General features: G+C 70.0%; 9 protein-coding genes. 6 read left to right on the top strand and 3 right to left on the bottom strand.

Features of this window, described 5'->3' with window-relative positions; all coding sequences use genetic code 11:
• The first annotated feature begins 142 nt into the window (after nt 1-142).
• The 6 genes from mutS (at nt 143) to ACETK8_RS01395 (ending at nt 9589) form a co-directional block, all read left to right on the top strand.
• Nucleotides 143-2836, top strand: coding sequence for a DNA mismatch repair protein MutS (gene mutS / locus ACETK8_RS01420; protein ID WP_374037734.1), 2694 nt, complete (start codon nt 143-145; stop codon nt 2834-2836).
• 169 nt (nt 2837-3005) lie between these two features.
• Nucleotides 3006-5690: a [protein-PII] uridylyltransferase gene (glnD, locus tag ACETK8_RS01415; protein ID WP_374037733.1), complete on the top strand. Its 2685-nt coding sequence runs from the start codon at nt 3006-3008 to the stop codon at nt 5688-5690.
• 39 nt (nt 5691-5729) lie between these two features.
• Nucleotides 5730-7325, top strand: a complete 1596-nt coding sequence (murJ, locus tag ACETK8_RS01410) for a murein biosynthesis integral membrane protein MurJ (protein ID WP_374037732.1) — start codon at nt 5730-5732, stop codon at nt 7323-7325.
• The gene (trpS, locus tag ACETK8_RS01405; protein ID WP_374037731.1) at nt 7325-8359 is read left to right on the top strand and encodes a tryptophan--tRNA ligase; all 1035 of its coding nucleotides are present in this window, start codon (nt 7325-7327) and stop codon (nt 8357-8359) included. Before murJ ends, trpS begins: the two co-directional genes overlap by 1 nt.
• Before the next feature lie 66 nt (nt 8360-8425).
• The gene (locus ACETK8_RS01400; RefSeq protein WP_374037730.1) at nt 8426-9115 is read left to right on the top strand and encodes a GNAT family N-acetyltransferase; all 690 of its coding nucleotides are present in this window, start codon (nt 8426-8428) and stop codon (nt 9113-9115) included.
• Between the two features lie 9 nt (nt 9116-9124).
• Nucleotides 9125-9589 (top strand): OsmC family protein, encoded by a 465-nt coding sequence (locus ACETK8_RS01395; RefSeq protein WP_374037729.1) that lies wholly within the window; start codon nt 9125-9127, stop codon nt 9587-9589.
• Here ACETK8_RS01395 and ACETK8_RS01390 read toward each other — a convergent pair.
• From ACETK8_RS01390 to purH, 3 genes are all read right to left on the bottom strand, one after another.
• Nucleotides 9586-10335, bottom strand: coding sequence for a dienelactone hydrolase family protein (locus ACETK8_RS01390; RefSeq protein WP_374037728.1), 750 nt, complete (start codon nt 10333-10335; stop codon nt 9586-9588). The genes ACETK8_RS01395 and ACETK8_RS01390 overlap by 4 nt on opposite strands.
• Nucleotides 10332-11105 carry a dienelactone hydrolase family protein gene (locus tag ACETK8_RS01385; protein ID WP_374037727.1) on the bottom strand — a complete coding sequence of 258 codons (774 nt, stop codon included), beginning with the start codon at nt 11103-11105 and terminating at the stop codon, nt 10332-10334. Before ACETK8_RS01385 ends, ACETK8_RS01390 begins: the two co-directional genes overlap by 4 nt.
• Before the next feature lie 207 nt (nt 11106-11312).
• Entirely contained in the window at nt 11313-12917 is a 1605-nt protein-coding gene (purH, locus tag ACETK8_RS01380; protein WP_374037726.1) for a bifunctional phosphoribosylaminoimidazolecarboxamide formyltransferase/IMP cyclohydrolase, read from the bottom strand.
• Nucleotides 12918-12956 lie beyond the last annotated feature (39 nt).

Raw genomic sequence — 12956 nt, 5'->3', positions numbered from 1 at the left:
CCGCCAGCCCTCACTCAAGCCACCGTCTCGCCCCCTCCGTCACGACCCCAAGAGGGGTCGCGCCACCTCCCCATGCTTCGCACGGGGAGGAGACATCTGTGCTTGAGCCGACGCGGGTGATCCGTCACCTTGCGGCGCTCCCATGAACGCCCCCCTTTCCCATCCGCCGAAGACCGAAGACGCCGCGCCCGACCTGACCGGCGTGACGCCCTTCATGGCCCAGTATCTGACGGCCAAGGCGTCGCAGCCCGATGCGATCCTGTTCTTCCGCATGGGCGATTTCTACGAGCTGTTCTTCAAGGACGCCGAGGTGGTGGCCGCCGCCATCGGCCTGACCCTGACCAAGCGGGGCAAGCATCTGGGCGAGGACATCGCCATGTGCGGCATGCCCCACCATGCGGCCGAGGGCTATATCGCCCGGCTGATCCGTCAGGGGTTCAAGGTCGCCATCTGCGAACAGATGGAGGATCCGGCCGAGGCCAAGAAGCGCGGCTCCAAGGCCATCGTCCGGCGCGACATCGTGCGGGTGGTGACGCCGGGCACCCTGACCGAGGACAGTCTGCTGGATGCGCGGAACGCCAACCGGCTGGCGGCCGTGGCGGTGCGGCGCGGGCGGGCGGCCGTGGCCGTAGTGGAGCTGTCGGCCGGGGCGGTCGACTGCGTCGCCTGCGAGATCGGCGACCTGGGCTCGACGCTCGCGGCGTTTCGGCCGAGCGAGGTTCTTGTCACCGACAAGCTGTTTTCCGATCCCGAGCTGAAGGGCGCGCTGGACGGCTCCGGCGGGGTGGTTCAGGCGCTCGCCTCGGCCATCGCCGAACCGGCGGCGGCCGGGACGCGGGTGGCGCGACTGTACGGCGTCGCCTCGTTGGACGGGTTCGGGACGTTCGAGGAGGCGGAGGTCTCGGCGCTCGGGTTGATCGCCGCCTATCTGGAGACGACCCAGGCCGGCAAGGTTCCGGCCCTGTCGCCGCCGAGACGGTCGGGGGACGCGGGCTTCCTCGCCATCGACCCGGCGACGCGGTTGTCGCTCGAGATCGACCGGACGCAGCGGGGCGAACGCGAAGGCAGCTTGCTCGCCTCCATCGACCGGACGGTGACCTCGGGCGGGGCGCGGGCCCTGGCCGAACGGATCGCCCGGCCCCTGAGGAATCCGGTCGAGATCAATCATGGGCTGGATGCGGTCGAATGGCTGCTGGAGCGTCGCTCGCTGCGGCGGGATCTGAGGGACGGGCTGAAGGCTTCGGCCGATGTGGCGCGGGCCGTGTCGCGGCTGGCGCTGGGGCGTGGAGGCCCGCGCGATCTGGCGGGGATCCGGTCGGGCCTGACCATCGCCGAGGGGATCGCGGGGCTGTTCACCGTCTCGCCCGATCCGCTGACGGGGCCGCCGGCGCGCATCGCCGGCTGTCTGGATCGTCTGACCCTGTCGCCCGAGGTGGCGCGGCTGATGCTGGATCTGGCCGAGGGGCTGATCGAGGAGCCGCCGCATCTGGCGCGTGATGGCGGCTTCGTGAAGCCGGGCTTCCGGCCGGAGCTGGATGCGTCGCGGGCGCTGCGTGACGACAGCCGCCGGGTGGTCGCCGATCTGGAAGCGCGCGCGGTCGCCGAGAGCGGCGTACCGTTCAAGATCAAGCACAATGCGGTCCTGGGCTACTTCCTCGAGACCACGGCCAAACACGCCGAACCCCTGTTCCGCGCCGGACCCGAGAGCCCCTTCATCCATCGCCAGACCCTGGCGGCGCAGGTGCGGTTCACCACGGTCGAACTGTCGGAGCTGGACGCCAAGATCAGCCAGGCCGGGCACCGGGCGCTCGCCATGGAGGGCGAGACCTTCGAGCATTGGCGTCAGACCGTGCAGGCCCTGGCCATGCCGCTGCAGGCCGTGGCCGATGCGCTTGCCGAACTGGACGCCACTGCGGCCCTGGCCGAATGGGCCGAGGAGGTCGGGGCGGAGCGGCCCGTGGTGGACGATTCCAAGGTCTTCGCCGTCGAGGCTGGTCGCCATCCGGTGGTCGAGGCGGCGGTGAAGCGCGCTGGCGATCCGTTCACTCCGAACGACTGCAAGCTGGACGGCGACGGGGTCGGCTGCGCCCGCCTCAGCATCGTCACCGGGCCGAACATGGCCGGCAAGTCGACCTTCCTGCGCCAGAACGCTCTTCTGGTCGTGCTGGCCCAAGGCGGCTGTTTCGTGCCCGCGAAGTCGATGCGGCTGGGCGTCGTCGACCGGCTGTTCAGTCGCGTCGGGGCCGGGGACGATCTGGCGCGGGGCCGGTCCACCTTCATGATGGAGATGGTCGAGACGGCCGCCATCCTGACCCAGGCGACGGACCGCAGCTTCGTCGTGCTGGACGAGATCGGGCGCGGCACGGCGACCTATGACGGCCTGGCCATCGCCTGGGCCTGCGCCGAGGCCCTGCACGATGTGAACCGGGCCCGCACCCTGTTCGCGACCCACTATCACGAGCTGGCGACGCTGGAGGAACGGCTCGACCACGTCTGCAACCTGTCCATGAAGGCCAAGGAGTGGAACGGCGAACTGGTCTTCCTGCACGAGGCGGCGCCGGGCGCCGCCGACCGCTCCTATGGGGTGCAGGTGGCCAAGCTGGCGGGCGTGCCCCCGGCGGTGGTGTCGCGTGCGCGGTCCGTGCTGGACCGGCTGGAGTCGGAGAAGGCGGCGCAGGGACGACTGGACGACCTGCCCCTGTTCGCCGTGGCGGAGCCGCCGCCCCCGCCGATGAAGTCGGCGATCGACGAGGCGGTGGCGGCGCTGGACCCCGACGCGTTGACGCCGCGCGAGGCGCTGGAGGCGCTCTATCGGCTGAAGGGGTTGACGAAGTGACCCTTCCTTTCGTCATCCTCCGGCAAGCCGCGCTCGCGGCGCAGACCGGGGGACCCAGCGGCGCGCGAGAGCGCGAACCTGTCGCGGACCCCTCTCTTTCCAACATCCTGCCTGAACAGATCGCCTTCGGCGCCGCTGCGTCCCCCGGTCTCGCTTCGCTCGCCGGAGGATGACGAAAGTGGGGGAGACGCTCGACGCCCAGCTGGACGCCCTCGTCGGCGCCTCGGGCGTGCGGCCGGCCGTTTCGGCCCTCCTGAAGACCCACTACGACGCGGCGCGGGACAAGATCGCGGCGAAACTGACCAATGGCCTGCCCGGCGTCGAGGTCGCCCGCCTCTATGCGGCGGCGGCCGATGAACTGTTGATCGCCCTGTGGCGGTTCACGACCGAGACCCTCTATCCGTCGCACAATCCCACCGAGGCCGAGAAGCTGAGCCTGATCGCCGTCGGCGGCTACGGACGGGGCGTGCTGGCGCCGTTCTCGGATCTGGATCTCGTCTTCCTGCGTCCCTGGAAGACGACCGCCCGGACCGAGACGGTGGCCGAGTTCGTCCTCTATGTGCTGTGGGATCTGGGGCTGAAGGTCGGGTCCTCGGCCCGGTCGGTGGATGAGGCGCTGAGCCTCGCCCGGTCCGACATGACCATCCGCACGGCCCTGCTGGAGGCGCGGCCTCTGGCGGGGGATGCGGCCCTGACCGAGGACTTCCTCTGGCGCTTCCGGGGCATGGTGACAAACGCCGATCCGCGACCCTTCATCGCCGCCAAGATGGAGGAGCGCGACGGGCGCCACTCCAAGGCGGGGGCGGTGCGTTACCGCGTCGAGCCGAACATCAAGGACGGCAAGGGCGGCCTTCGCGACCTCAACACCCTGTTCTGGATCGCCCGGTCGCTGGCGCCGGAAAGCCCGCTGGGCGCCAAGGTGCTGGACGATCTCCTGACGCCCCGCGAACGGCGCACCTTCGAGGAGGCGTTCGACTTCCTGTGGCGGGTGCGGGCCCATCTGCATCTGGCGGCGGGGCGGGCCGAGGAGAAGCTGACCTTCGACCTCCAGCCCGAGGTGGCGCGGCGGATGGGCTGGCGCGGGCGGGGCGACGAACCGGCGGTGGAGCGGTTCATGCGTCGATACTTCCTCGTCGCCCGCGACGTCGGCGCCCTGACCCGGGCCATGAGCGCGACGCTGGAGGCCCGCCAGCAGAAGAAGACGTTGAGCCTGTCGCGCCTGATTCCCGGCCGGAAGAAGAACCTCGGCGTGCCCGGCTTCATCGAAGAGGGCGGTCGTCTGTCGGTGACGGGGCCGGAGGTCTTCGCCGAGGATCCGGTCAAGCTCCTGACCCTTTTCGTGACGGCGGATCAGCACGATCTGGACGTCCACCCCCACGCCTTCTCGGCCGTGACCCGGTCGCTGGCCCTGGTGACGCCGAAGCTGCGTCGCGATCCCCGTGCGACGGCGGCCTTCCTGCATATTCTGGCCCACGGACAGCGGCCGTACCGCGTCCTGACCATCATGAACGAGGCGGGGCTCTTGGGCCGGTTCCTGCCGGAGTGGGGCCGGATCGTCGGCCAGACCCAGTTCAACATGTACCACGCCTATACGGTGGACGAGCACACGCTCCAGGCCATCGGCATCATCAACGACATCCAGCGCGGCAAGCTGAAAGACGACCATCCGCTGGCGACCGAGGTGGTCCATCTGATCGCCGATTTCGAAGCCCTGATGCTGGCCATGCTGCTGCACGACGTCGGCAAGGGCGGGGAGCGGGGACAGCTGGAGGACGGCGCCATCTCCGCGCGCCGGGCCTGCGAGCGGCTGGGCGTCGATCCCAGGCGGATCGAGATCGTCGTCTGGCTGGTGCGGAACCACCTGGCCCTCAGCGACTACGCCCAGAAGCGGGACGTGTCCGACCCCGCGACGGTGCGCGCCTTCGCCGAGATCGTCGGCGATCCGGAGCGCTTAAGGATGCTGCTGGTCCTGACGGTGGCCGATATCCGGGCGGTGGGGCCGGGCGTGTGGAACAGCTGGAAGGGCCAGCTGATGCGGAGCCTCTATTCGGCGGTCGAGGCCCTGTTCCGGGGCGAGGCCCTGCAGGCGACCGACCCTCTGGCGGAACACGCCGATCTGGTCGCCCGCGCCCATGCCGGAGGGGCGGCGGTCGAGGCCCGGACCTGCGCCGCCGGAGAGATCGAACAGACGACCGAGATCGCCCTGGCCGCCCGCGACCGGCCGGGCCTGTTCGCCGATCTGGCCGCCGTGCTGGCCGCCGCCGGGGCCGATGTGACGGGGGCGCGGGTCGCCACCGCCGAGGACGGCACGGTTCTGGACGTGTTTCAGGTGCAGGACGGCGCCGACCAGCCCTATGGTCAGGCCGAGCCGCGCCGGCTGACGTCGCTGATCGCGGCGCTGGAGGCGGCGGCCAAGGGGGAGACGCCGATCGCGCCCCCGGCCATGCCCAAACCCTCGCCCCGCCGCGCCGCCTTCGACGTCAGGCCCGTGGTGATGATCGATAATGCCGCCAGCGCCGACGCCACGGTGATCGAGGTCTCGGGCGCCGACCGGCCGGGGCTGTTGGCCGAACTGTCGCGAACCCTGTCGGACCACGACCTGTCGATCCGTTCGGCCCATGTCGCCGGGTTCGGAGAGCGGGCGGTCGACAGCTTCTACGTCACCGATCGCAAGGGGCGGAAGCTGAAGTCCGACGGCCTGCTGGACGAGGTTCACGCCGCCCTGGAGACCGTTCTGGACCGCGCGCCCGCCGCCCCGGACGGTCGCCGCATCACCGCCGCTCGCGCCAGCGCCCGCGACGTCTCCGAACTGCGGTTGCGCAAACCCGTATCCCCGCCGCCGGAAGCGCGCTAATCCGATGGTCCCCCCGATGTCCTGCGTGAGCGAGCGACCTTGAGCCTGGCCCGTAACGCCCTCGTGCAGGCGACCCTGACCCTGGGCAGCCGCATTCTCGGGTTCGCCCGCGACCTCTTCCTGTCGGCGCGCTTCGGCCAGGGGCCGATGATGGACGCCTTCACCACGGCGTTGATGCTGCCCAACATGTTCCGCCGCCTGTTCGCGGAGGGCGCCTTCGCCCAGGCCTTCGTCCCCATCTACGGCGGAGTCCGTGCGCGCGAGGGGGAGGAAGCCGCCGCCGTCACGGCCTCGGAGGCGCTCAGCTTCATCTTCGCCGTCGTGGCCGGCTTCTGCATCGCGGCCCAGGTCGTCATGCCCTGGCTGATGCCCTTCCTGCTGTCGGCGTGGAAGGACGACGCGGGCGTGATGTTCGCGGCGACCACGGCGGCCCAGCTGACCATGCCGTATCTGGCCTGCATGACCATCGCGTCGCTTCTGTCAGGCGTGCTGAACACCTCGGGCCGGTTCGCCCTGTCGGCGGGGGTGCCGGTCTTCCTCAACCTCTGCACCCTTGCGCCGCTGGTCGCGCCCAGCCTCATCGAGATCGATCAGGCGACGCTGCTCTATGCCGTCTCGGCGGCGGTGACCGTATCGGGCGTCATCCAGGCCGGCCTCCTGTGGTGGGGCGTCCGGCGTCTGGGCATCCGGGTCAACCTGCATTGGCCCCGGATGACGGCAGGCGTGGCGCGGACGCTGAAACTGGCCATCCCCGGCGTGCTGGCGGGCGGCGCCCTGCAGCTGAACTCGGTGGTCTCCCAGCTCCTGACCGGCTCGAACGAGGGCGCCCGGTCGGTGCTCTACAACGCCGACCGCCTCTATCAGCTGCCGCTCGGTCTGGTCGGGGTCGCCATCGGCCTGGCCCTCGTGCCGCGTCTGACCAGGGCCTTCGTTTCCGGCGACCACGAGGGCGGAAGGCGGACGCTGGACGACGGCGTCACCCTGTCGATGGCCTTCACCCTGCCCGCCGCGGTCGCCCTGTTCGTGATCCCCTTCTTCATCATCGACGCGACCGTGACGCGCGGCGCCTTCACCAGTCAGGACGCGGCGCGGACGGCCGATGTGCTGCGCCAGTTCGCCTGGGGCGTGCCGGCCTTCGTGCTGGCCAAGGTCCTGACCCCGCCCTTCTTCGCGCGCGAGGACACGCGCCGGCCGATGATCTTCTCCGTCTCCTCGGTGGTGGTGACCGTGGTGCTGGGCTCGGCCCTGTTCTTCGGGCTTCAGGCCGCCGGCATGGACGGGGTCCTGGGTCTGGCCATCGCCACCAGCGTCTCGGCCTGGGTCAATGTCGGGCTGCTGGGCGGAACCCTGTTGCGTGAGAAGGCGTGGAGCGTGTCCGGTCGGTTCGCGTCGAAATTCTCGCGCGTGCTTCTGGCCAGCGCCGTCATGGCGGCCGTTCTGGTCCCCGCCAGCCTCTATTACCGCGAGCTCAGCCGGCTTTTCCTGGCCAAGGAAATCGCCGTCCTGGTCGTCTGCGGCCTCGGCGCCCTTGTGTATGGCGTCTGCCTCGTGCTTTTCCGCGCCGTCAGCGTTTCCGAACTGAAGGCGACCCTGCGACGTGAACCGGGCGCCTCCTCGCCCGCCGGACTGGATTGATGACTGAAGCTTCCTCCCCTGCGTATCAGGGCCCCCGCCGCATCCTCAGCGGCATCCAGGCCTCCGGCGCCCTGCACCTGGGCAACTACCTGGGCGCCCTGAAGCGGTTCACCGCCCTTCAGGACGCGGCGCCGACCTTCGTCTTCGTCGCCGACATGCACGCCATCACCGTCTGGCAGGACCCGGCCCTCCTGACCGCCCAGACGCGCGAGATCGCCGCGGCCTATCTGGCCTCGGGTCTGGATCCGAAAAAGACGGTCATCTTCCCGCAGTCGGCCGTGCGCGCCCACGCCGACCTGGCCTGGGTCTTCAACTGCGTCGCCCGCCTCGGCTGGCTCGACCGGATGACCCAGTTCAAGGAGAAGTCCGGCAAGCACAAGGAACGGGCCTCGGTCGGCCTCTACACCTACCCTGTGCTCCAGGCCGCCGACATCCTGCTCTACAAGGCGACCGAGGTGCCGGTCGGCGAGGACCAGAAACAGCATCTGGAACTGACCCGCGACATCGCCGGCAAGTTCAACAACGACTTCGGCGCGCCCGGCTACTTCCCCCTGCCCGAGCCGGTCATCCAGGGTCCGGCGACGCGGATCATGTCCCTGCGCGACGGCTCGGCCAAGATGTCCAAGTCCGACCCCTCGGACCAGTCACGCATCAACCTGACCGACGACGCCGACGCCATCGCCGCCAAGATCAAGAAGTCCAAGACCGACATGGGCGTGATGCCCCAGGTCGGCGAGAGCCTGGACGACCGGCCCGAGGTGCGGAACCTGATCGCCATCTACGCCGCCCTGTCGGACCAGACCAAGGACCAGGTCACCGCCCAGTTCGCGGGTCAGGGCTTCGGCGCCTTCAAGCCGGCGCTGGCCGATCTGGCCGTGGAGGCCCTGGCCCCCGTCACCGCCGAGATGCGCCGCCTGATGGCCGATCCCACCGAGATCGACCGCGTCCTGAAGGACGGGGCCGAACGTGCCGCCGAGGTCGCCGACCCGGTCGTGGCCGAGGTCAAGAAGATCGTCGGCTTCTGGCAGGCGTAAGCGCTTTTCGGACCCGGGGGCGTCGCCGGGGCTGACGGCGAATCCGGCGCGCGCTAAAGCGTCGCCATGAGCCATCCCCTCGACCGCGCCGTCTGGAACGCCCTGAACACGCGGCTGTCGGAGTTCACGACGGCCGACTCCGACGCGCGCGCCGTGCGGATCGATCCGGATATCGGCATCTTCGTTTCAGGCGTTGACGCCTCAGCCGAGACGGTCGCCGCCATGGCCGATCTGGCGCGGCGTCACCCCGGTGCGGGCATGGTCGAGCACGCCGACGGACCGATGGCCGAGCTGGACCTGCCGGGCGTCGAGGTCGTCAGTCGGATCGCCCTGGTTCAGATGACCTGCGCGGCCCTGACGCCCGGCGGACCGGGCCTCGCCTACGAAACCCTGACCGAGGCCGATGCGCCCGAGATGCTGGAACTGGCGCTTCTGACCAAGCCGGGGCCGTTTCGGTCGCGGACGCGGGAGTTGGGCTCCTTCATTGGGGTGAAGCAGGACGGCCGGCTGGTCGCCATGGCCGGGCGGCGGTTGCGGGTCGATGGCTTCACAGAGCTCAGCGGCGTCTGCACCCACCCCGATCATCGCGGCAAGGGCTATGCGGCGGGGCTGTCGCGGGCGGTGGCGGGCGAGATCCTGGCGAGCGGCGAACAGGTCTTCCTGCACGCCTTCGCCCTGCATGACGCGACCATCGCCTTCTATCGGTCTCTGGGCTTCGAGGTCCGCGCACCGATGACCTACACCATCTTCAGATAGGAGACCGCCGTGAGCGAGCATGTCGCGACCATCGCCTGGAGCCGGGGCGACCAGCCGTTCAGCGACAAACGCTATTCCCGCGCCCACGACTGGACCTTCGACGGCGGGGCGGTGGTGCGGGGATCCTCGGCTCCGACCAGCGTGCGCGTGCCCTTCTCGGACCCCGCCGCCGTCGATCCGGAGGAGGCGATGGTCGCCTCCCTGTCGAGTTGCCACATGCTGTGGTTCCTCGACTTCGCCGCCCGGGCCGGGTTCGTGGTGGATCGCTATGAGGATCACGCCTCGGGCGTTCTGGGCCGGGACGAAGCCGGTCGCAGCCTGATGACCGAGGTGACCCTGCGTCCCGTCGCCACCTTCTCGGGCCGCCAGCCGGATCAGGCCGAACTCGACCACCTGCACCATCAGGCGCACGAGCACTGCGACATGGCCCACTCGGTCAAGGCGACCATCCGGGTGGAGGCGAGCTTCGGCTAGAGACTCTTCAGCCAGTCGGCAAACCGCTTGATCGTCTTCACCGTCGCGCGGGGGTCGTAATGGATGCGCGGGTGGGTCAGGCCGGGCTCGTCGAAGGCGTGGGTGGCGTCGATGGGCCATTCCTGCAGCACTGAGCCGGAGGCCCGCGCATGGGTCAGGGCCTGGTCGTACTGTTTCTTCCCGGCCATGTGGTCCCGCGTCGGAATGACCACCAATCCGTCCAGCCGCCGCTTCCAGTCCCGATGTCGGCTGGCGGTGATGAAGCCGATGTAGGGATAGGCCAGGAAGGCGCCCTTCACCCCGCTGAGGTCGGTGTTCTCGGGGTCGCTGATCCCCGCCTCGGCCCCGCCGGGTTCGTCGAGCGGCAGGGTCATCACGTCCATGATGGCCCAGCCGCCGTGGCTCCAGCCGGCCACGGCGATCTTCGTCGGGTCGGCGTCCGGCAGGCTTCCGGCATGGGTCACGGCGGCCATGACGTCGCCCGCCCGCGCTCCGCCGCGCAGCAGGAAGCCGGTGCAGACCAGGCTTCTCACGAAGGCCTCGGACCAGCCGCGCGCCTTGAAGCTCTCGACCGTCACCGCCATCCAGCCGGCCTTGGCGGCGGCGTTGGCATAGCGATGCAGATGCTCGCGGATCCCGCCGCAGCCGGGGAACAGAAGGACGACGGGGAAGGGGCCGGGGCCGTCCGGGCGGCGGACGACCAACGACGGCTCCAGCATCGCCCAGCGTTCGGCCAGGGTGGTCATGCGGCGGCCGGGACCGGGCGCGGGGCGACCGCGACATCTTCCAGCAGGGCCCGGAACCGGCCGATGGCCTCGGTGGTCAGGTCGGCGTCGTACTTCATCGGCAGGGCCGTCATCGGCTCGTCGAAACTGTGGGTGCCCGGCGCGACCCAGGTCTCGACCTCGGCGCCGCAGTTCCGGACCATGTCATGGACCCTCTGGGCGTTCCGGACCGTGGTCAGGTGGTCGCGCTGGGAGATGACGGCCAGGGTCTTCGGGCAATGCCGCCAAGGCCGCATCCGGTTCAGGGCCGCGACCCCGACGTAGGGGTAGGCCAGATAGGTCGCCTTGACGCCCGACAGGTCGGCGCATTCCGCGTCGCGCACGCCCAGCGCCGTCGCCGGATTGGGGTCGCAGCTCATGGCCTCCATGATGCCCCAGCCGCCGTGGCTCCAGCCGGCCAGGGCGATGCGGGTCTCGTCCACGTCGGGCCGGGCCGAAACGCCCTGAATCGAGGCCACCACGTCGCCGCCCCGCTCCCAGCCGCGCAGGATCAGGCCGGTGCAGACCGTGGCCATGGCGAACTCTCTCGACCAGCCGCGCGGGGCGTAGCTGTCTACGATCACCGCCCGCCAGCCAGCCTCTTTCGCGGCCTTGGCGTACATCGGCAGGTGACCCCTCAGGCCGCCACAGCCGTGGAACAGGATGGCCGTGGGACGCGGCCGGTCGTCGTCAGGGCCGACGATGGTGGTGAAGGGCTCCAGCTTCGCCCAGCGGTCGGAGAGGGTGTCCATGTCAAAGGCATATCCCTTCTCCCCTTGCGGGAGAAGGTGGCAGCCGAAGGCTGACGGATGAGGGGTACGGAGACGCAGACGAGCCGGGTCGGCCAGACGGCTCATCGGTTAGAGCCAGTTTCACCCCTCACCCGACCGCACAAGGACGACGGCTCCGCCGCCGTGTGCGGTCTCCCTCTCCCGCAGGGGGAGAGGGGACGTAAGCCATCAGTGCCTGAACACCCGCACGCCCGTGAACGCCATGGCGATGCCCTTCTCGTCGGCGGCGGCGATGACCTCGGCGTCGCGCATGGAGCCGCCCGGCTGGATGACCGAGGTGGCGCCGGCGGCGACCGCTTCCAGAAGACCGTCGGCGAAGGGGAAGAAGGCTTCGGAGGCGCAGGCCGAACCCTCGGCCAGCGAATGGGCCAGACCCTTGGCCTCGCCGGCCTCGCGGGCGCGGATGGCAGCGATGCGGGCCGAGTCGCGGCGGTTCATCTGGCCGGCGCCGATGCCCGCCGTCTGGCCGTCCTTGGCGTAGACGATGGCGTTGGACTTGACGTGTTTGGCCACCGTGAAGGCGAACAGCATGTCCTGGATCTCGGTCGGGGTCGGCTGGCGACGCGTGACGATCTTGAGATCCGAAGGCCTGATCAGCGAACGGTCGCGCGACTGGACCAGGAAGCCGCCGGCCACCGACCGGAAGACCTCGCCCGGTCCGTGCGGGTCCGGAAGACCATCCGTGATCAGGAGGCGCAGGTTCTTCTTGGCGGCGAAGACTTCTTTCGCCTCGTCGTCGGCGCCGGGGGCGATGACGACCTCGGTGAAGATCTCGGTGATGGCCCGGGCGTCGGCGCCGTTCAGGGGGCGGTTGACGGCGATGACGCCGCCGAAGGCCGAGACGGCGTCACACTCCAGGGCCCGGGCATAGGCTTCCGACAGATCCTTGCCAACGGCGACGCCGCAGGGGTTGGCGTGTTTGACGATGACGCAGGCCGGGGCCTCGAACTCGGCGACCAGCTCATAGGCGGCGTCGGCGTCGGCGATGTTGTTGTAGCCCAGCTCCTTGCCCTGGATCTGTTGGGCGTAGGCGACGCCGGGGCGGGCCTCTCCGGTGCGGTAGAAGGCGCCCGTCTGGTGCGGATTCTCGCCGTAGCGCAGGGTCTGGGCCAGTGAGCCGGCGATGGATTTGCGGGCCGGGGCGGCGTCTTCCAGTTGCCCCGCGAACCAGCCCGAGACGGCGGCGTCATAGGCGGCGGTGCGGGCGAAGGCGCGGGCGGCCAGTTGCTTGCGGAGCGCCAGCGAGGTCGAGCCGGAGGCCTTCAGGGCCTCGACGATCAGGCCGATGCTTTGGCTGTCCACGGCCACGGCGACATAGCCGTGGTTCTTGGAGCCCGAACGGATCATGGCCGGGCCGCCGATGTCGATGTTCTCGATCACGGCGTCGAAACCGCCGCCCGAGGCGACGGTCGATTCGAACGGATAGAGGTCGATCCAGACGATATCGATGGCGCCGATGCCGTGCTCGTCCATGGCCGCCTTGTGCGGGGCGGCGTCGCGCACGCCCAGCAGGCCGCCGTGGACCACGGGGTGCAGGGTCTTGACCCGGCCGTCCATCATCTCGGGGAAGCCGGTCAGGTCGGCGACGTCCTTCACCGGCAGACCGAAACCGGCGATGGCGGCGCGGGTGCCGCCGGTCGAGACCAGCTCCACGCCCGCCTCGTGCATCGCGCGCGCGGCCGCCTCCAGACCCGTCTTGTCCGACAGGGAGATCAGGGCGCGGACGGGCTTCACCGCGTCGGGGGCGGGCGGGAAATCGGGAGCGGCGGGCATGGAGCGATCCTGGGGGAGGTGAGGATGCGCGCGCGTCTA

It is taken from the genome of Brevundimonas staleyi (genome assembly GCF_041893865.1).
GTDB classification, from domain to species: Bacteria; Pseudomonadota; Alphaproteobacteria; order Caulobacterales; family Caulobacteraceae; genus Brevundimonas; species Brevundimonas staleyi.
This window is presented reverse-complemented; position numbering and strand designations above follow the sequence as displayed.